We start from the raw sequence: 18,696 nt of genomic DNA, 5'->3' as shown, positions 1-18,696 counted from the left end.
AGGGTGAGGAAATTTCCCCACCCTGTAGGTTCAAAACCACCTGGCCAATAATAGGTGCAGGTACCCAGGTATTACACCGATCCCTATCCGTAGGCTCCCGACTTTAGGTCTCACCGTTATTGTGTTTGCGCAGGCGAAATGCCAGCCAGATCATGGGCAGTCCAAAGATAATGGCATAGGCCCCGATCACCCACACCAGTGCCAGGGCGCCCGCTCCGGGGCTCACCAATATTGCCAGGCCAAAAATTACCGAGAGCACACCAATCGCGATCAACAACCACTCGTTGTCAATTTCCTTGCGCAATCGGATCGCCCCGACAATCTCAAAAATTCCCCGCACAAAAGCCCATGCGCCGATAAAAATCACCAGCACCAGCGCGGTTACCTGGGGAAACATAAAAGTCACGATTCCCGCGGCCAGGCTGATTAGGCCGGACACGATCAGCCACCACAGAGGCGTGCTCGCATGACGCCCCATAACCGCTGCGACCAGAGAAAAAATACCGTCGAGCAGGGCGTAGATACCAAAGAGAAAAACCAGGGTGAGTAGTGACAACCCCGGCCAAATAAATGTCAGCACACCGAAGATCACCGCGATTACGCCGCGTAATAACAACAGCCACCAGTTGGCGGAGAGCACCTTCAATATGGGGCCGGTGGGAAGGGGGGAGATATCAGTGGACATAAGCAGTCCCCGAGTTACAGATCTCCACTAAGTTAAGCGCCAGATTGAGCAGACTTCCAGCTCAGTGAGTATTTTCCCAGGATAAACAACAACTTACGGAAGAGGCGGCCCACGAGCGCGACCAAATAGTCGACTCTGCAAAGACTGTGATCGCGCCGCAGGCCGCTAATTCCAGTGTAGCCGTAACCGACAAACAGACGCAGAAAGCGCAAAAACCTGGAGAGTAAGAAAGTTAAAGGGCGAGGTTGTGTAAGGGCTCAAGGTGTAGGGCTTGGAAAAGTTCGCGGGACTATTAACGACTAACGACAAGTAAAAATAACGGCGAGAGAAACAGAAAAAATCAAAGTGAAAAAATAGAGAGGGTACCGGCAGCTATAAAGCTGCCGGCAGAGGGTACGGATTAAGCCAGCTCGCTGATCACGCCGCGCAGCTTATCCACAATCGCATCGATTTCGTGCTTTTCGATAATCAGCGGTGGAGACATACACAGGGCATCGCCGATTCCACGCGCCATGACACCGGCCTCCCAAGCCATCCCGGAAGCCTTGCCACCGAACTTGCCTTTGAGGTTTTCAGGGGCGCGCAGCTCGATAGCACCAACCAAGCCGTAGTTGCGCACATCGATCACATTGTCCAGGTCCGCCAGGCTGTGCAGGGCGTTCTCCCAGTGTTGGCCGATCTCACCGGAAGCACGGGTGAGCAGGCCCTCGCGCTCGTAAATATCCAGAGTCGCCATACCCGCGGCACAGGCCACCGGGTGTGCGGAATAGGTATAGCCGTGGAAAAATTCCACCATACCTTCGGCGGCTGCATTCATAACAGTGTTATGGATTTCGTCTTTTACAAACACCGCACTCAAGGGCACTGCCGCATTGGTAATACCCTTGGCAGAGGTAATCATATCTGGAGTGACATCGAACTCGATGGAGGCAAAGGCGGAACCGGTACGGCCCCAGCCGGAAATCACTTCATCAAAAATCAGCAGCAGATCGTGCTTATCACAGATCTCACGCAGGCGCTTCAGGTAGCCCTTCGGTGGCAGTACCACACCACCGGCACCAGCAAACGGCTCAACGATTACCGCAGCAATTTGATCGGCACCGTGGAAGGCCACCAGGCGCTCCAGATCTTCCGCCAATTCCACACCGTGCTCCGGCAAGCCGCGACTAAAGGCGTTGCGCTCGATATCCAGAGTGTGACGCATATGGTTGGCTTTCACCGGCTGGCCAAAGCCCTGGTAATTGGGGGCGATACCGCCCACAGAAATACCGCCGAAGTTCACGCCGTGATAGCCCTTCTCACGGCCGATAAACATGGTGCGAGTGCCCTTGCCACGCGCACGCTGGTATTGCAGAGCAATTTTCAGCGCGGTCTCTACGGCCTCGGAACCGGAGTTACCGAAAAATACATGGTCCAGGCCATCGGGAGTGTGCTTCACCAAGCGCTCGGAGTATTCAAAGCCCAGCTCGTGACCAAAATTGAAGATGGAGCTGTAGTCCAGGGTTTTCGCCTGGTGATAAATCGCTTCGGCAATTTCTGTGCGGCCGTGACCGGCATTGCTGCACCAGAGGCCGGCGGTGGCATCGATAATCTGGCGACCACCTTTTTCGGTGAGGTAAATACCCTCGGCGCTCTCCACAATCCGCGGGGCGGATTTAAAGGTGCGGTTGGGGGTAAAGGGCATCCAGAAAGCGTTGGTTGGCATTTCAGACATAAACTGTATCTCCGCAAGTTCCCTGAAACTTCAAAATATTTACGTTGGGGAGCCTGCGACTCCCGCGAATTTTTTCAGGCGCTTGTGCTCTCAGACAAGCGCGCAGCACTGCCGTTCGAAACGAAAAATTAGGCTCCGAAGCAGCAGTATTTGGTCTCGTAGAATTCGGCCATACCTTCGACACCGCCCTCGCGGCCGATACCGGATTCTTTGTTGCCGCCAAAAGGCGCTACGGTGGTGGAGAATACCCCGGTGTTACAGGCAATCATGCCGTAATCCAGCGCTTCCACCACACGGTTCGCGCGGCGAATGTTCTCGCTCATCACATAGGCAGCCAAACCGTAAGGGGTATCGTTGGCACGGCGGATCACATCGGCTTCATCGGTAAACTTCTGTACTGCGGCGATGGGACCAAAGTTCTCCTCCTGAGCCACCCGCATAGCATCTGTGACGCCGGTCAGCAGGGTGGGCGCGAAATAGTTTTCTCCATTGGGCAGCTGCTCACCGCCAATCTCAATTTTCGCCCCGGCTTCTACCGCATCCTGTACCAGGTCCTGTACCCGATCCACCGCGCGGCGATAAATCATCGGCCCCATGCTGACACCTTCTTCGGAGCCATGGCCGATTTTCAGTGAGGCCACTTCGGCACGCAGCTTTTCCACAAACTCATCGTGTACCGACTCGTGCACATAAATGCGATTGGTGGCCACACACACCTGGCCGGCGTTGCGGAATTTGGTCGCCACGCAGGCCTGCACTGCCGCCTCCATATCCGCATCGTCGAATACGATAAAGGGCGCATTGCCGCCTAGTTCCATGGACATCTTCTTCACGGTACTGGCGCACTGCGCCATCAGCAGCTTGCCCACAGCGGTGGAGCCGGTGAAGGTAAATTTGGCCACGCGCGGGTCTTGGGTCAGTACCTTGCCGATGCCCGGTGAATCGCTGCCGGTCACCACATTGATGGTGCCCTTGGGAAGACCCGCTTCCTCTGCCAGCTGGCACAACGCCAATGCGGACAGTGGAGTCTCCAGTGCCGGCTTGATCACCACGGTACAGCCGGCTGCCAGCGCCGGCGCCGCCTTGCGGGTAATCATGGCGTTGGGGAAGTTCCAGGGAGTGATGCAGGTCACCACACCTACCGGCTGGCGAATGGTGCTCAGGCGCATCGCCGGATTGTGGGTAGGGATCGTCTGGCCGTAGGCTCGGCGACACTCTTCAGCAAACCACTCGATAAAAGAGGCGCCATAAATAATTTCCCCCTTGGCCTCTGCCAGAGGCTTACCCTGCTCGAAAGTGAGGAGACGCGCTAAATCATCGCTGTTATCCATAATCAGCTGGTACCAGCGCTTGAGGATGGCAGCACGTTCGCCGGCGGTGCGGCGGCTCCACTCCGGGAAGGCGGCGCTCGCAGCTGCTACCGCCGCCTCTGCATCCTCCGCTGAACCATCGGCCACTAAGCCCAGTACTTCGCCATTGGCCGGATCGCGCACCTCTGCGGTACCCGCAGCATCCCGCCACTCTCCATCGATATAGTTCTGAGACTTCAACAGGTTTGGATTCGCCAGTTCCACCGGAAAACTCCTGATAATTTACTGTTATTAATGGTATTGCGGCGATTCTGGCCGCAGCAGCCCAGGGAGAATAGTAGTATTTTTCGAACTAAAGTTTATATTTATCAAACTTAAGCGTGAAGTGGCTTTGACCACCCAGCCCTCCCTCCGTAGGCAGTGGATACGCTACGGCAAACAAACTCAGAAAACACGGGGTAAGTTGGTAAATGGGCAAAACAAAAAGCGCCTTAGGAGGGCGTCTCAGTGACATAGACTTGCGTTTGCTGCGGGTTTTTCGTGAGGTAGTGCGCGCTGGCGGCCTAGCCCCTGCCGAGGTGGCACTCAATATTGGCCGCTCCACCATTAGCGTACATATCTCCGACCTGGAAACCCGGCTGGGTATGCAGTTGTGCCTGCGCTCCCGTGGCCGTGCCGACTTTAAACTGACACCTGAGGGAGAATCCCTTTACCAGGCCATTCTTGAATTGGATGGCCACCTGGAAGCCTTTAAAAGCCAGGTAAATGCCATTCAGTCTCACCTTACCGGGACCCTGCGTCTGGTGATGCCCGACGATGTGCTGGAGATACCACAGCTCGACCTGCCGGCAACTATTGCCCATCTGCGCCAGCAGGCTCCCCAGCTGCACCTGGAAGTACAACTTGCCGCACCGCAGGAACTGGAACTGGAAATACTCGCCGGCCGCGCTGATGTCGGTATCAACCCCCTGCACTCACGCCGGCCAGGCCTGGAATACCAGCCGCTGTTTCAACACCAGTCCACACTCTATTGTGGCGCCCAACACCCCTGTGCCCAGGCCGACCAAGTCAGCGAGGAATTACTTACTCAGCAAGAGCTGGCCGCACCCAGTCACGCCGTGCTATCCGGCGCAGCGCATCTATACCGCCTCTTCCCAAAACGATCCACCGCCAATCATATGGCCGCGCGGCTCTCGATGATTCTGTCCGGCTGCTTTGTGGGATTTCTACCTGATTACCTCGCACAACAATATGTGGAAACTGGCAAGCTAAAGCCACTAATGGCCGAACGCTTTCACTACCGAATCCAAAATGCGGCAACTTTTAAAAGGAGCGCAGAGGAGCACCCGGCTGTGCAGCTGTTTTTACAGGCTTTAGTGATTAAAAACTAGCTCCAGAAAAAATACAGAAACTTAAAGTGTGTAGAGACTAGCAGCCCAAGGTGAGGACTGCGGCTTTCCTGATTCGTTAGTAAGGTCAAAAATCCAGCTGACCACTCAACAAGCAAGAAATTTTCACTATTAAATAAGCGGATCATCTATACAATGGGTGAGCGTAAGAATAATTCACATGGAAGCGTTATGATCGATTTTAAGAGTTCACCCATATTCAAACTCAAGCCTATTGAGATCTCCGATGCTAGAGATGACTTCAATAAGTTTTTGATTGAAGGAGAGGCTATTTTCGCGGGCTTCAAAACCATTCGGGATCAGGTGGTTTTTACTAACAAGAGGATTATCGCAGCCAATGTCCAGGGAATAACAGGTTCCAAGGTCGATTATACCTCACTGCCCTACAGTAAAATCCAGGCATTTTCTGTCGAGAGCTCAGGAACCTTTGACCTGGATTGTGAAATAGTGGTTTATCTCGGTGAGGTGGGCGAAGTCAAGTTTGAAATCAAAGGTTCTTTTGACCTTATCCAATTTAATCAACATATCAGTAAGTATGTGCTGGCTTAATAAAATTGAAAGGCTTCACATTCTGGAGCTTCAATTTTAGCGTCAAAAGCGTATATTTAACCCACCACAGATTTCATACACAAGAGAGGGAAGTTCATGTCACACATGTGGTTAGAAAGTTTAATTACCGAAAATGCTCAACAGGGTTTTGAGTTGGCCATGAAGCTGTCCAGAATGGGAGTAAAATACACCCAACCTTCGGACGAAGTAAGAGGCAAGTTGAGAGCTTCCTACGAAGAAAATGCAGATAGCTTGATCGCCTCTTCCCAGGTAGTTGCCATCAACTTCCAGACAGTAGCTGCCGCCAATAACTACTGGCGCGGTTAAGGGCATTGCGCGCTTTATAGTAAATTTAAAAGCTAGCCAAAAGCTTTAAGCTCTGTAAAGCGCCCCTTCTCCCCTCCGAATATAAATACCAAATCCTGCTTTACTTGAATCTACCCCCTCTCTGGCTAATTTTCAACGGCGTTCATTAGATACATTAAGACGCTTCGATGTCCTCACTTTTTCAATCTACATTGCATATATTCTTGTGGATACCGATGGCAGAAAAATCCTATTCTCGACCGTTTTATTAATGTCGATATAGGGTAAAGCCCCATTGAGGTGATCTTAATGCCATAGGTACCTATCTCCTTTTGGACTATGGAGCGTTGATAGATATGAGTGAACACGAGGAGCGACTTGTTTCGGTCTGGGAAACCCACACAGCTGCCGAGTTTGAACTAAAGGATGCTGATGCCGCCATTGCCACTATGACCGAAAACCCAGTATTAATTCATGTTCCGGTAAACACAGGAGCAACCGGAAAAGAACCTCTGAGGCGCTTCTATCGGGATATTTTTATTCCGCAGATGCCCGCAGACGCTAACCTGGAGTTGCTGACTCGTACAGTAGGGAAGTGCAGAGTTATCGATGAATTTATCCTGCATTTAACGCACTCCCTGCGTATGGATTGGTTCGCTCCAGGCATCGAAGCCACGGGAAAGAAACTGTCTGTTCCCCATGTTGCAGTAATCGACTTTGAAGGCGATAAAATCAGCTCGGAACATATCTACTGGGATCAAGCCACCGTACTCAAACAAATGGGACTTTTAGATAATTCACTCCCTGTCCTTGGCAAAGATCAGTGTAAACGTTTACTTAATATCAATGCGCCGGTAAACGAACTTATACCGTAAGTTCAAAAAGATAAACCCTAGTGGTATGGGACACTCCTCTCAGTAATATCAACTCAATAAGTCAACCAATGGAGCTGACTCATTAGTATCAGCTATTGTGGTGTATTAAAATTTTTGCCCTAATGCATCTAAAGAAGCCCCGTGCCACGTCAAAGCTGTATGGGTCTATCAAAGGGAGCTGATATCGTCTTTCCAGTAACTGCTGGCTAGGGGTAACTGGGCAAGACCCTCATCTTGGTACCTGAATACCAGCTTTATCAGTTCCCAACAATAACTTAAGAGGAGATTGGTGTGCGCACCTTGGGTAATTTTTTGTGGTTTATTCTCGGCGGGATCTTTATGGGTCTTTGTTGGTGGTTTTTTGCTCTAATTGCCTTTATCAGCATTGTCGGGATTCCATGGGGAAGGGCCTGTTTTGTAATGGGCAAACTCTCATTCTTTCCCTTTGGGCGTGAAGCCATTTCCCGCAAGGAGCTCACCTTAAATGAGGACATAGGTACCAGTGGGTTCGGTTTGATAGGCAATATCATCTGGTTCCTATTCGCTGGAATCTGGCTCGCAATTGGTCATTTGGTTCATGCAATTGCCTGTTTTATCACCATCATTGGTATTCCCTTTGGCATTCAACACCTGAAGCTAGCCGGTATTTCTTTATCTCCGATAGGTAAGACCGTTGTAGATAAGGAAGTGGCACAAGCGGCAAGAATGCGTAATGCCAATGCTACCGTTTCCCAAATGCGCGGTAGTATTTAGCCCCGCCAGAAATAGAGGGGCTTAAAAAGCCCCTAAACTGCGACTCCACTAAGAACCAGGCATAGCAAGGAGAGCTTGAAATGGTATTCGCTTTACTAACGTCTTTAAGGTTTAGCAATTTCTGATTTCGAAAGTTTTCAGCTTATTATTAAATTTTGAATTAGGCCAAATAGTAACTCTCACACTTATCAGCCAGGAACTTCACTAGACATAGCAACTAGCATTAGCAGTGGAGAGACTGAAGCAATAAAATAATAAACTTGCCCATAAAACACTTCAAACCAACGAAAATAAATCAACCTGAATTTAAAAGGATTTTAATAATGAAGGGTATTAAAAAGCTTACTACCTGCACCCTTATCTTAATGCTGAGCGCCACAACCTTGGCCGGAAACAGCCACTCTGATCAAAAAGAAAAAAATGAATCAGAAAAAGCCCAGATAATGCTCTTTGGCACCTTTCACTTTTCTAATCCCGGTCGGGATTACGTCAAGTCAGAAGTTATCGATGTGCTAACTCCTGAAAACCAGAACTACTTAGAAGAACTTACCAGTAGACTAGCCGATCAATCACCTACCCATGTAATGCTGGAATGCGATCCATCTCAGCAAGGAAAACTCAATAAAAAATTTACCTCTTATCTTGCAGGCGAGCACCAACTAAAAAATAATGAAAATGAACAACTGGGCTTTCGTATTGCCGAGAAAGCCGGTCTAAACGCAGTTTTATGCCATGACGAAAGAGAAGTAAATTGGAATGGTGAGGCGCTTATGGCATATATGGAAAAACATGATCCTGAAAGAATGGACACTAATACTGCCTTTTTTAAAAAATTGAGTAAAGAAACCGGCGAGCTCCATAAAACTTTATCTTTAAAAAATATGCTTCAACTGCATAACGATCCTACTGAAGACCAGCAGAACATGAACCTATATCTTATGAACAACGATATTGCTGCTGGAGAAGCCTTTGCCGGAGCCGACGCCTCCGCTAGCTGGTGGCATAGAAACTTCCGCATGTATGCCAATATTCAGGCCAAAGCAAAACCGGGAGCTAAGATAATCGTCATCGCAGGCTCTGGCCATACCGCCATTATGAAAACTCTACTTGCCACTGACCTTCAACGCCAAGCCTGGGATATTAACGACTATCTCTAGGGTTATTCTCTTTATTCTTTCAGGATTTCTAGGAGCTGTCTATATTAGACAGCTTAGGCGGCCCCTAGAAAAACTATTAACCTTTGTCTACCTCAAACATTCTAATTAATATGCTATCCAACATAAGGCTAGCATCATCTAACAATAGCTCTATGACTATTTCCACAGCAGCACTGAAAGGAATCCATTTTGAAAAACACCATGAAAATATTTTCCATCCTACTTACCACTACAATTTGCCACACTATCTGGGCTCAAGAAACAGCAGAGGGAACTATAGTCACGAAAGAACCTGCAAAAGTTATGATTTTTGGTGTATTTCACTTCAAGAATCCTGGCTTAGACCTTATAAAATCTGATCAAATAAACGTACTTACCAATGAAAGTCAGAGTTATCTCAAAAAATTAGCAAATAAACTTGGCAAACAAAAACCAACCCATGTATTAGCCGAGTGTGACCCAAAAGATCAAGATAATATCAACAAGAATTATAAAAACTATATTGATGGACTCCATGAGCTTAACAGTAATGAGACAGAGCAGATTGGATTTCGTGTAGCCAAAGCTGCAGGGCTTATCGATATCATTTGTTATGATGACATTCAAATTCATAATAGGCAGTGGACTACGAGAGCATATATGGAAGATGCCGACCCTCAGAGATATAAAGAATATTCAGAATTTTTAAAAGAATTCAAAAGAAGAACCGATGAAGAACATAAATCTCTCTCATTGAGAGAGCTATTGAAGCTTTCTAATGATCCCCAATATGACAGGGAAAATATGAATCTTGCCATTAGGAATAATGACGTAAAAGTAGGGAATATCTATTTAGGAGCTGAAGGTAATGCAAGTTGGTGGCACAGAAATTTCCGCATGTATGCCAACATACAGAAAGTAGCTCAACCTGGATCCAAAATTATTATTATCGGAGGCCAGGGCCATACTGCCATTATGAAAATTTTATTGGCTTCAGATCTACAACGCAAAGCTTGGAACATTAACGACTATCTTTAGTATTTTCTCACAAAAATATTTATCCTAACTTGACTCCAATAGTCTGCTACAGCTTTTCAGCCTGGAGTTCCAGGCTGAAAAGCTGTGGAATTTTTCTCTAGAGCACTCCGATCCCACTTACCAGTGCTCGTAGCGGCTTCGTAGGTACTCTGCAGAAAAGTCATTAATGTTTCATCTGGAGAAGTTGATCTCCTAACCTCATCATAGGGAAGGATAAACTCAGCCAATTCTTTTGAATAAAAAGCCGCATCCGGTTTAACCTGTTGATCCGCAAATTTCTCAGATGCAGGATAAGTGTAAGAATAAAATGCCGCATCCTCAAAACCACCTCCGCCCGGCCAAAATCCAGCACTGCTGACTTCATGAGAGTATGCCTCTTGTGCAACCCAGTCAGGGAAATTTGGTACTCCTCCGGGATGCAGGGGTGCCTCTCGGCCAGAAAATCGTGTAACCGCTAAGTCAAAACTCCCCCAAAAAAAATGTACAGGACTACACTTTCCTATAAAGCGAGAGCGGAACTCTTTGAAAACCCTATCTATTTGGACTAATGCTTGCCAGAAACGTATGGCAAATTCAGAATTATATTGACAGTGCGCCATATCCTCTTCGAAGGGAGTTCCATTGGCAATTTCACTTGGCGTGGTATAAATATCAACAGAAAGGCCAAAATCTTTCATTACACTCATGATTTTCATATAAAAATCTGCAACGCACATTGGCCTTAAAGGTATCTTCTGTTTTCCACCGTCGCTAATCAGTATTATTAATTGATGGTCAAGAAGATCAAATTCAACTGAAAAAGCCCTTCCTCCATAAGGAATAAGAGAGCTATTCAACCCTCTTGCGGTAACATAAAATGGCACATGCCAGGAATGATTAGTCCAGGGTGACTGAACCAAGCGAATCTTACCAATAATCTGTGTCCACAGATGCAATGTAGCTGCTGTATCTGACCAATCCTGAAAGTGAAGCTCTGGCCAATCTGTGTTTTTTGAACGATTTAAAGGCACTTTCATGCTCTACTCCAATTATTCATGTAATAAAACTCTCAAGGACACACTGTCTTCGATATAAACAGCTATAACACCTAGCTGGTCTTTATAAGCTGAATCAACAACTTCTTAGGGTTTGAGTCATTTATCTAGCAGAATTCCTGGAAAGACCCTTAGAAATAGCGCTCAAACCCCATGATTAAAAGTATAAAAGCGTCACAAATTTATGAGCCCAGCAAAAGTGGACCCCATATGACAAAGAAAATAGCGACTTAAGAATACAGATTAGACATATAAAGGTACTTGACCAATTCAGCAAATTCATTTCTCAAAGCTTACACCCAAAATAAAGTCACAGCCCCCAAGAAAACCACTTCTCCTTGTTGGTGAGTTGCGAACTACACTCTTTATCCAAGCTATTAAGCAACCAACTTGTTCTTACGCCACTCCAACTCAAAATAAACTAACACGCGTCAAACAATGCGCCAGAAAAGCCACACTGTTCTACTAATTCCTGGAATTTTTGATCGTGGTAATGCTCTCTTAAGAATGCAGCGCGCACTCGCTGAAACTGGCTTTGACGCCCATTATATTCACTTGCGCTACAACTCAGGCTGGCATGGCATGGAACATCTTTCGGCCCAGTTAATGGCAAAAATGGAAAAGATACTGAACAAAGAGGAGACTTGTACGCTGGTGGGATTCAGCATGGGAGGAATTGTCGCTCGCTACTATTTACAAGCAATGAGCGGTATTAGCAGAGTACATAAGTTTATATCTATTGCCTCCCCACACCACGGCAGCTATTGGGCAAACTTTCTACCATACAAGGGTGGGCAGCAACTGCGTATCGGTAGTGATTTCCTAAATTCTCTGAACAGCTCGATGCACTTGCTAGAAGAAACCGATCCCGTCTCTATTTGGACCAAATACGATATCACAATAATGCCACACAGTAGTGCTCAACTGGGAGTAGGCATTTCTTATGAAGTTCCAGTCATCTTGCATCGGCTGATGCCAATGAGCAGCAAGGTTATTTCACTAATGAAAAATGAAGTAATAACCGGCATGAAATAGATATATAGGATACTTATGACATTGAAGAATAAGCATTTAAATTCAATTGCAACATGCAGGGCATTGGCCTAGGGAGTCAATTATGACTAATCCGGAGCAAGAGCCCAGCCAGCCGGAAAGTGCTGTACACAATTATTATCGTAAATTTGAAAGTTTTATCGCCCTTCTGCTCACCTTTATTATTATTGTAATTGTTATAGTTGCTATTAGCCGTTTAGCTTATTCCGTGTATTCCATGCTGCTAGTAGGCATGAAGGATCCTCTCGATCACAAAGTTTTCCAGACTATTTTTGGTGAAATTATTACTTTATTGATTGCACTGGAATTCAGCCATACTCTGCAATATGTAGTAACCAGACAGCAGAGTATTATTCAAACTACTGTCGTGGTTTTAATTGCCATACTAGCACTTGCACGTAAATTTATAATCCTGGATCTGGATAAGGTTAGCGCGGGGGAACTACTGGGACTTGCGGCTGCAACACTAGCCTTAGGTCTGACCTACCTAATCCTAAAGATTAAGAGAAATAACTATTAGATTTTATCAAGTAAAAATCGCCATATAATTGAGCGAAACGGAGCTTCACCGTTCGCCCAATTAATATTTATCATCAATTATTCGCTATTATCCCGCAAAGAATGATGTAACTGTACTGGTGCTGTCTTACTCTTTTTCTTACTACGCAGGCGCAAATTAAGCATTTCCACTGCCATTGAGAATGCCATGGCAAAATAGATGTAACCTTTGGGCACATGCACATCGAAACCTTCCACGACCAAGGTCAAGCCCACCATAATCAGAAACGCCAACGCCAGAATTTTAACGGTGGGATGACGATCGACGAAGTCACCTATCGGTTTGGCGGCAACCAACATAACCATCACCGCCAGGACAATTGCGATCGCCATAATGGAAATTTCATCGACCAGCCCTACAGCGGTAATCACTGAATCAAGTGAAAACACGATATCGAGAATGGCAATCTGTAGGAGAACCATGCCAAAGCCGGCTGTCCCTAGAGTTGCGGCATCAGTCTCATCACCTTCCAGACTGTTGTGAATCTCATGGGTGGCTTTACCGATCAGAAATAAACCGCCTCCGACTAAAATTATATCGCGCCCGGATATCTCCATAGAAAAAACACTAAATAACGGCTCTACTAGCCCCATAATCCAGACAATAGAAAACAACAATGCCAGGCGTGTCACCATGGCAAGCGTCAGGCCGATAAAACGTGCAGGCTCTCTCTGCTTGGGAGGCAAGCGTCCGACGAGAATTGAAATAAAAATAATATTATCGATGCCCAGCACTATTTCCAGCGCCGCCAACGTGGCCAAAGCAATCCAGGCCTCCGGGCTGGCTACCCACTCGAACATAAACAATTCCTTTCCTATTAATTATCCTTATCAACCCCACCCAATATAAATAAGGTTAACAAATAAAATTTATAAAAGTTTTATTTATTTTTTTTAAATAATTGACGTTCTTTATTACCTATAAAGTCAATAAATCTGCGAGGGAATTAGGCAATCAAAAACCACTCTACTTCTCCTCAAGCAACCAAGCCATGGCATCTCCCTCTGAATCAAACACTTTGTATTCACCTCCTATGAACCAGCTGCCTACTTTACTGGCGATTTTCATCCAGCGTTTATCGGAGATAACGGCAATTCGGTTGAAATCGCGTCCGTGAGATAGGCCCAATTTTAAGTCATCCCAAGCAGCGCGAGGCTCCCAACCTTCTAACTCGCTGGCATCCATCAAACAATCTATTTTGGGGTTTTCTACTCCAGCAAGGGCAGAATTGAGCATGGGGACCATGGTTTTATAATCTTCATGAGTCAGCTTTCCGCGGGCCCGCAGTGTCAAAAAGAAATGATTTCCATGCTGCTCCAACCCAATAGAAACACCGTGAGGTAGATCGCTCATAGGTCACCCTAAAAATAATGCTGGTTTTACTGTATGAACTGTGAATAAATTTACACAATAAAGAACTAAAAATTGGCAAATTTCTTTCGGTTAGTTTTAAATTGCTTATTCTAATGTGCCTTGGTTTCAAGTAATCATTATTAACTTATTTCTATTTTTTCTGACAATGATTTAGTGAACTAGTCTTCGCTGACAGCTGGCCTTGTCTTACCACATTGCCAACAATAATCGAATGCCGCCCCATTGTCTTCTCCACAATCAAGGCAGGACCATCCAATTTGTTCAGCCTCGGCATCTTGTAACAACTGGCACGCGTGTTCGTAATCTCGATCACGCTCAAGCCAAAGCTCCAGCCAGGCTTGGCTGGGCGCCAGCTCCCCAGATGCTCCCTGCGCAAATTCATTCTTTAATTTGACCGCTATACCGGCAACTTCCAGGCGACTTTTTGCCAGCTCTACCAAGAGGCGGTTTTCATGGGTATAAATCAATTTCATAGCGTAAGAGGTCCTTTTCCAGAACCCCAGATTACCCACAACCAGTGGAACTAGCCAAACAAATATCTTCTACGGTTCTCACTGCTCTGCCGAAGCCGAGCAGTCGACATGCCTGCAGTATTCATCATGGGGAACAGTGATAATTTCCAGGACATTTTCCACTGAATTGAGTGCGTTCCGGCTATTGATAAGAACCCGCCCGGAGCGACTGGCAATATACTCGAGCACAGCCCTACCTCTGTTGCTTTTGTACATTGCTAAAAGCTGTCCCTTTTCCACCACATCGCCGTGGCTGACGAATACTTCCATCCAATTTCCAACCAGGCTGTGAACCGGTGTATTGCGTACGGCTTGTGCGTAGATTCGTTCCGCACTGACCAGCCCAGCAATCTCTCCAAACCTGGGGGCCTCCGCTGCCCGTAAAGTTGTTATTCCGCTTGCCGCCAGGATAACGATAAACAGGCAAGTTTTTCTCAAGCCAAATCTCCTCAAACTGGTTTATTTCGCAACTCAAGCCCAAATAGGGCGCTATGTCGTCGAAGGCTTTTATAGAGGGCGATAACTTAGGTATAGCTGACTAGAAAAATCACGCCAGATAGAGCACCCAAGTGACAGTCAAAAGAGGGAACGGGAAAGAAAAATATAGATAGGGAGGGTCAAAAAAAGGGCCACAACTTGTGGCCCTTTTTCCAATCTATGCTATGGGGTGTCTAGCTTAGATCAATCCAGGTAGATTTCAGCTCGCAATACTTATCCAGGGCGTGCAGGGACTTGTCGCGGCCATTCCCTGACTGCTTAAAGCCGCCGAAGGGCACGGTGATATCCCCGCCAAAGTAATTGTTCACCCACACTGAACCCGCATAGATATCACGGGCCATCCGATGGGCACGGCCCAGGTTGTTGGTCCAGATACCCGCCGCCAGGCCATAGATAGAGTCATTGGCAATAGCGAGCGCATCCTCTTCGGTCTCGAACTCAATAACCGACAATACCGGGCCGAAGATCTCTTCTCTGGCGATCGTCATATCACCGGTCACATTGCGGAAAACGGTGGGCTCGTAATAGTAACCACCGGCTACTTCATCCACCGGCTTGCCACCACACACCAGTTGCGCGCCCTGTTCCAAACCCTTCGCTACATAGAACTCGACGGTGTCGAACTGGCTGCGATCAATCAGTGCGCCCATTGCAGTATTCGGGTCTTGTGGGTGACCAGGCTTAAAGCGCTCAGCGGCCTTGCTTACCTTTTGAATAAACTCATCGACAATGCTCTTTTCCACCAACAGGCGCGAACCGGCGGTGCAAGTTTCTCCCTGGTTGTAGAAAATTGCCAATGCCGCGGCATCGGCAGCTTTATCCAGGTCCGCATCAGCAAAAACGATATTCGGGCTCTTTCCACCCAGCTCTAAGAAAGTGCGCTTTAGGTTCGACTGGCCAGAGTACTCGGTGAGGGTCTTGCCCACTTCGGTGGAACCGGTGAAGGTGAGGCAGTCGATGTCCATATGCAGGCCCAGTGCCTTACCCAAGCTGCTGCCGGGCCCCGGTAGTACATTCAGGACGCCATCGGGCAGGCCCGCTTCCTTGGCCAGGCCGGCCAATTTAATCGCTGTCAGCGGAGTATTGGAGGCAGGCTTAAGAATTACACTGTTGCCGGTGGCCAGAGCCGGGCCCAGCTTCCAGGCGGTGGTGGACAGTGGGAAGTTCCAGGGAACAATCGCCGCCACCACCCCCAGAGGCATACGCGTGACCAGTCCTAACTCACCAGGGCCCGTGGGCGCCACCTCATCGTAGATTTTATCGATGGCCTCGCCGCTCCAGCGAATAGTGGTGGCCGCACCAGGGACATCTACGGCCATGGTGTCGCCAATGGGCTTACCCGCATCCAGGCTTTCCAGCAGGGCAACTTCAACCCGGTGCTCTTCGATCAGGTCGGCGAAGCGCACCAGGATTTTCTTGCGCTGCATCGGTGGCATTTTTGACCAGACACCGGACTCAAAGGTCTCCCGCGCCACACGCACGGCCAAGTCGGCATCCTGTGGGCCACAGCTGCTGATTTGTGCTAGCTCATCGCCATTGGCGGGGTTATAGGTGGCGCGGGTTTCCCCCGATAGGGCATCCACATACTCGCCATTGATAAAGGCGCGGCCTTCGATCTTGAGAGAGGCCGCCAGGGCCTGCCACTCCTGCAGGTTTTGCGGGATGTTATTTTTTTCTGTCATGGCACACCTCGTCTGAGACTGTTAGTTTTTCCAGGTTATATCGAAAATGTGATCACAAATCAAAAAGAATGATGGCACGGTGGGCTTTAAAGGGTACGAACCAAGGCGGCCGGATACGGGTCAGAGCCGCCCACGGAATTACACGACCGTCGTCTCCACCTGCAACCAATCGCCCTGAAGCTGCATCATCAGCTTGTCACCGTGATGCAACTCACCGACTCCTGCTGGCGTACCAGTCAGTACCACATCGCCGGGCTCCAGAGTGAAGAAGCTGCTGATATACGCCACCAGATCTAAAATTGGAGTGAGCATATGCTCAGTTTTGCCGCGCTGACGCAGCTCGCCGTTTAGCCATAGAGAGTAACTGAGCTTGTCCCAATCCGGCAGCCAGTCCAGTTTGACAAAAGGAGAGAGTGGACAGGAGTTATCGAAGCCCTTGGCCTTTTCCCAGGGGTGCCCGGCCTGCTTTAGCGTCGCTTGCAGATCGCGCAGGGTCAGGTCTAGTGAAAGCCCCAATCCAGCGATGGCGGGGGATACTTCCGTGGCATTGGCATTGCACAGTTTTTCACCCATTAGCAGTGCCAGTTCGCCCTCAAAGTGACAGCTGCCCCGCCCTGTGGGCAGATGAATAGGCTCGGCCATCTCTACCGCGGCAGTGGCAGGCTTGATAAACAGCAAAGGCTCTTCCGGCACCGGGTTATTCAGTTCCGCGGCGTGGTCGGCGTAGTTACGCCCCACACAGATAATCTTGCCCAGCTTGTAAGGAACATCACTGCCACAAGTAAATTGGTGTTGGTACATAAATAAATAAGATAGTTAGGATAGAAATTTCGAATAAAGCGATATAAGCAGCATGTGCTATGATCGCGCCTTCGCCAGACTTCGGCACATCTATTAGAAGTGGCAAAGCACTTTTTACACCGCGTTATCCGCACTCAGTGAAGAGATAGTTTATGGCTCCGCACAATTCCGATCAAAAAAAGTCCCTGCAAAAAGACAAGATTCGCATCCTGCTGCTGGAAGGTGTACACCAGTCGGCGATCGACCTGCTGGCCTCGCGTGGCTACACCAATGTGGAGTACTTGAAAACTTCACTGCCCGAAGACCAATTGATCGAAAAGATCGCGGATGCCCACTTTATCGGTATTCGTTCACGCACTCAGTTGAGCCGCAAGGTATTGGAAAATGCCACCAAACTGATTGCCGTCGGTTGTTTCTGTATTGGCACCAACCAGGTAGATCTGCAGGCGGCAACCGAGCTCGGTATCGCTGTATTTAACGCGCCCTATTCCAACACCCGCAGTGTGGCAGAACTGATCATCGCCGAGACCATTTTTATGCTGCGCGGGATTCCCGAAAAGAATGCGGTGTGCCACCGCGGTGGCTGGCTCAAGTCCGCTGCCGGCTCCTTCGAAGCCCGCGGCAAGACCCTGGGTATTATCGGCTACGGCGCCATTGGTTCGCAGGTTTCGGTCATGGCGGAAGCCATCGGCATGCGGGTCAAATTTTACGATGTCATCACCAAGCTGCCGCTGGGTAATGCCAGCCAGGTGAGTTCCCTGGAAGAGTTACTACGCGAGTCCGATGTGGTTTCCCTGCATGTACCCGAGCTGCCCTCTACCAAGATGATGATAGGAAAAGAGCAGATAACGCAGATGAAACCCGGGGCGATTCTGTTGAATGCCTCCCGCGGTACCGTGGTGGATATTGAGGCTTTGGCGGAGGCCCTCAATAGCAAGCACCTGGCCGGCGCCGCTATCGATGTGTTCCCAGTAGAGCCCCGCGGCAATGACGACGAGTTTGTCTCACCACTGCGCGGCATCGACAACGCCCTGCTCACTCCCCATGTGGGTGGCTCCACCATGGAGGCGCAGGAGAATATCGGCACCGAGGTAGCGGAAAAGCTGGCGCACTACTCCGATAACGGCACCACCACCAGCTCTGTGAACTTCCCCGAGGTGGCACTGCCAGGGCATGCAGGTACCCACCGCCTGCTGCATATCCACAAAAACGTTCCAGGCGTTCTAAGCGCGATCAACCAGGTGTTCTCAGAAAATGCCATCAACATCTCCGCCCAGTACCTGCAGACTAACGAGACAGTGGGCTATGTGGTGATTGATGTGGATGCAGCCTACTCAGACCTGGCCCTGGAGAAGCTGAAAAATATTCCCGGCACCCTGCGCTGCCGTGTATTGTTCTAATACGTTTT

General features: G+C 48.5%; 20 protein-coding genes. 10 read left to right on the top strand and 10 right to left on the bottom strand.

All coding sequences use genetic code 11. The features are described 5' to 3' along the window. Positions 1 to 103: 103 nt before the first annotated feature. The 3 genes from ACXAFI_RS00580 to ACXAFI_RS00570 all read right to left on the bottom strand — a co-directional run bounded on the left by ACXAFI_RS00580 (position 104) and on the right by ACXAFI_RS00570 (position 3,973). The gene (locus tag ACXAFI_RS00580; protein WP_475107259.1) at positions 104 to 685 is read right to left on the bottom strand and encodes an HdeD family acid-resistance protein; all 582 of its coding nucleotides are present in this window, start codon (positions 683 to 685) and stop codon (positions 104 to 106) included. A gap of 400 nt (positions 686 to 1,085) precedes the next feature. Then, the gene (gene aptA, locus ACXAFI_RS00575; RefSeq protein WP_444920305.1) at positions 1,086 to 2,399 is read right to left on the bottom strand and encodes an omega-aminotransferase AptA; all 1,314 of its coding nucleotides are present in this window, start codon (positions 2,397 to 2,399) and stop codon (positions 1,086 to 1,088) included. Positions 2,400 to 2,527: 128 nt separating this feature from the next. Then, positions 2,528 to 3,973, bottom strand: coding sequence for an NAD-dependent succinate-semialdehyde dehydrogenase (locus ACXAFI_RS00570; RefSeq protein WP_475107258.1), 1,446 nt, complete (start codon positions 3,971 to 3,973; stop codon positions 2,528 to 2,530). A 206-nt stretch (positions 3,974 to 4,179) separates the two neighbouring features. On the opposite strand from ACXAFI_RS00570, the gene ACXAFI_RS00565 reads away from it, so the two are divergent. The 7 genes from ACXAFI_RS00565 to ACXAFI_RS00535 all read left to right on the top strand — a co-directional run bounded on the left by ACXAFI_RS00565 (position 4,180) and on the right by ACXAFI_RS00535 (position 9,775). Continuing rightward, positions 4,180 to 5,100, top strand: a complete 921-nt coding sequence (locus ACXAFI_RS00565; protein ID WP_475107257.1) for a LysR family transcriptional regulator — start codon at positions 4,180 to 4,182, stop codon at positions 5,098 to 5,100. Positions 5,101 to 5,289: 189 nt separating this feature from the next. After that, positions 5,290 to 5,667 (top strand): PH domain-containing protein, encoded by a 378-nt coding sequence (locus ACXAFI_RS00560; protein ID WP_475107256.1) that lies wholly within the window; start codon positions 5,290 to 5,292, stop codon positions 5,665 to 5,667. Between the two features lie 96 nt (positions 5,668 to 5,763). Then, the gene (locus ACXAFI_RS00555; protein ID WP_152455425.1) at positions 5,764 to 5,994 is read left to right on the top strand and encodes a hexameric tyrosine-coordinated heme protein; all 231 of its coding nucleotides are present in this window, start codon (positions 5,764 to 5,766) and stop codon (positions 5,992 to 5,994) included. 335 nt (positions 5,995 to 6,329) lie between these two features. Next, the gene (locus tag ACXAFI_RS00550) at positions 6,330 to 6,848 is read left to right on the top strand and encodes a nuclear transport factor 2 family protein (RefSeq protein ID WP_152455427.1); all 519 of its coding nucleotides are present in this window, start codon (positions 6,330 to 6,332) and stop codon (positions 6,846 to 6,848) included. Between the two features lie 291 nt (positions 6,849 to 7,139). Further along, a complete protein-coding gene (locus ACXAFI_RS00545) occupies positions 7,140 to 7,601 on the top strand; it encodes a YccF domain-containing protein (RefSeq protein WP_152455429.1) in 462 nt (153 codons plus the stop codon). A 323-nt stretch (positions 7,602 to 7,924) separates the two neighbouring features. Continuing rightward, complete coding sequence (locus tag ACXAFI_RS00540) at positions 7,925 to 8,758, top strand: DUF5694 domain-containing protein (RefSeq protein WP_475107255.1); 834 nt, start codon at positions 7,925 to 7,927, stop codon at positions 8,756 to 8,758. A gap of 189 nt (positions 8,759 to 8,947) precedes the next feature. Next, on the top strand, positions 8,948 to 9,775 hold the full coding sequence (locus ACXAFI_RS00535; protein WP_475107254.1) for a DUF5694 domain-containing protein: 828 nt from the start codon (positions 8,948 to 8,950) through the stop codon (positions 9,773 to 9,775). A gap of 56 nt (positions 9,776 to 9,831) precedes the next feature. Here ACXAFI_RS00535 and ACXAFI_RS00530 read toward each other — a convergent pair whose 3' ends face one another. Beyond that, the gene (locus ACXAFI_RS00530) at positions 9,832 to 10,791 is read right to left on the bottom strand and encodes a DUF5996 family protein (RefSeq protein ID WP_475107253.1); all 960 of its coding nucleotides are present in this window, start codon (positions 10,789 to 10,791) and stop codon (positions 9,832 to 9,834) included. Between the two features lie 456 nt (positions 10,792 to 11,247). Between ACXAFI_RS00530 and ACXAFI_RS00525 the strand changes: the two genes are divergently transcribed. Both ACXAFI_RS00525 and ACXAFI_RS00520 read left to right on the top strand, forming a co-directional pair. Continuing rightward, a complete protein-coding gene (locus ACXAFI_RS00525; RefSeq protein ID WP_475107252.1) occupies positions 11,248 to 11,844 on the top strand; it encodes a lipase family alpha/beta hydrolase in 597 nt (198 codons plus the stop codon). Positions 11,845 to 11,926: 82 nt separating this feature from the next. After that, a complete protein-coding gene (locus tag ACXAFI_RS00520; protein WP_475107251.1) occupies positions 11,927 to 12,382 on the top strand; it encodes a phosphate-starvation-inducible PsiE family protein in 456 nt (151 codons plus the stop codon). A gap of 77 nt (positions 12,383 to 12,459) precedes the next feature. On the opposite strand, the gene ACXAFI_RS00515 is transcribed toward ACXAFI_RS00520, so the two are convergent. The 6 genes from ACXAFI_RS00515 to ACXAFI_RS00490 form a co-directional block, all read right to left on the bottom strand. Continuing rightward, entirely contained in the window at positions 12,460 to 13,221 is a 762-nt protein-coding gene (locus tag ACXAFI_RS00515; RefSeq protein WP_444920310.1) for a TerC family protein, read from the bottom strand. A 166-nt stretch (positions 13,222 to 13,387) separates the two neighbouring features. After that, the gene (locus ACXAFI_RS00510) at positions 13,388 to 13,774 is read right to left on the bottom strand and encodes a SpoIIAA family protein (RefSeq protein WP_475107250.1); all 387 of its coding nucleotides are present in this window, start codon (positions 13,772 to 13,774) and stop codon (positions 13,388 to 13,390) included. Positions 13,775 to 13,953: 179 nt separating this feature from the next. After that, complete coding sequence (locus ACXAFI_RS00505) at positions 13,954 to 14,268, bottom strand: putative signal transducing protein (protein ID WP_444920312.1); 315 nt, start codon at positions 14,266 to 14,268, stop codon at positions 13,954 to 13,956. A gap of 78 nt (positions 14,269 to 14,346) precedes the next feature. After that, a complete protein-coding gene (locus tag ACXAFI_RS00500) occupies positions 14,347 to 14,745 on the bottom strand; it encodes a hypothetical protein (protein WP_475107249.1) in 399 nt (132 codons plus the stop codon). A 233-nt stretch (positions 14,746 to 14,978) separates the two neighbouring features. After that, positions 14,979 to 16,487 carry an aldehyde dehydrogenase gene (locus ACXAFI_RS00495; RefSeq protein WP_475107248.1) on the bottom strand — a complete coding sequence of 503 codons (1,509 nt, stop codon included), beginning with the start codon at positions 16,485 to 16,487 and terminating at the stop codon, positions 14,979 to 14,981. Between the two features lie 138 nt (positions 16,488 to 16,625). Then, entirely contained in the window at positions 16,626 to 17,288 is a 663-nt protein-coding gene (locus ACXAFI_RS00490) for a fumarylacetoacetate hydrolase family protein (protein WP_475107247.1), read from the bottom strand. A gap of 152 nt (positions 17,289 to 17,440) precedes the next feature. Between ACXAFI_RS00490 and serA the strand changes: the two genes are divergently transcribed. Next, on the top strand, positions 17,441 to 18,688 hold the full coding sequence (serA, locus tag ACXAFI_RS00485; protein ID WP_475107246.1) for a phosphoglycerate dehydrogenase: 1,248 nt from the start codon (positions 17,441 to 17,443) through the stop codon (positions 18,686 to 18,688). Positions 18,689 to 18,696: the final 8 nt, after the last annotated feature.

It is taken from the genome of Microbulbifer sp. ABH2_005 (genome assembly GCF_056160005.1).
This window is presented reverse-complemented; position numbering and strand designations above follow the sequence as displayed.

Coding starts and splice junctions, on each gene's coding strand:
- ACXAFI_RS00580 (WP_475107259.1), bottom strand. CDS start 685: ATGTCCACTGATATCTCCCCCCTTCCCACCGGCCCCATATTGAAGGTG.
- aptA (WP_444920305.1), bottom strand. CDS start 2,399: ATGTCTGAAATGCCAACCAACGCTTTCTGGATGCCCTTTACCCCCAAC.
- ACXAFI_RS00565 (WP_475107257.1), top strand. CDS start 4,180: ATGGGCAAAACAAAAAGCGCCTTAGGAGGGCGTCTCAGTGACATAGAC.
- ACXAFI_RS00560 (WP_475107256.1), top strand. CDS start 5,290: ATGATCGATTTTAAGAGTTCACCCATATTCAAACTCAAGCCTATTGAG.
- ACXAFI_RS00555 (WP_152455425.1), top strand. CDS start 5,764: ATGTCACACATGTGGTTAGAAAGTTTAATTACCGAAAATGCTCAACAG.
- ACXAFI_RS00550 (WP_152455427.1), top strand. CDS start 6,330: ATGAGTGAACACGAGGAGCGACTTGTTTCGGTCTGGGAAACCCACACA.
- ACXAFI_RS00540 (WP_475107255.1), top strand. CDS start 7,925: ATGAAGGGTATTAAAAAGCTTACTACCTGCACCCTTATCTTAATGCTG.
- ACXAFI_RS00530 (WP_475107253.1), bottom strand. CDS start 10,791: ATGAAAGTGCCTTTAAATCGTTCAAAAAACACAGATTGGCCAGAGCTT.
- ACXAFI_RS00525 (WP_475107252.1), top strand. CDS start 11,248: ATGCGCCAGAAAAGCCACACTGTTCTACTAATTCCTGGAATTTTTGAT.
- ACXAFI_RS00520 (WP_475107251.1), top strand. CDS start 11,927: ATGACTAATCCGGAGCAAGAGCCCAGCCAGCCGGAAAGTGCTGTACAC.
- ACXAFI_RS00515 (WP_444920310.1), bottom strand. CDS start 13,221: ATGTTCGAGTGGGTAGCCAGCCCGGAGGCCTGGATTGCTTTGGCCACG.
- ACXAFI_RS00510 (WP_475107250.1), bottom strand. CDS start 13,774: ATGAGCGATCTACCTCACGGTGTTTCTATTGGGTTGGAGCAGCATGGA.
- ACXAFI_RS00505 (WP_444920312.1), bottom strand. CDS start 14,268: ATGAAATTGATTTATACCCATGAAAACCGCCTCTTGGTAGAGCTGGCA.
- ACXAFI_RS00495 (WP_475107248.1), bottom strand. CDS start 16,487: ATGACAGAAAAAAATAACATCCCGCAAAACCTGCAGGAGTGGCAGGCC.
- ACXAFI_RS00490 (WP_475107247.1), bottom strand. CDS start 17,288: ATGTACCAACACCAATTTACTTGTGGCAGTGATGTTCCTTACAAGCTG.
- serA (WP_475107246.1), top strand. CDS start 17,441: ATGGCTCCGCACAATTCCGATCAAAAAAAGTCCCTGCAAAAAGACAAG.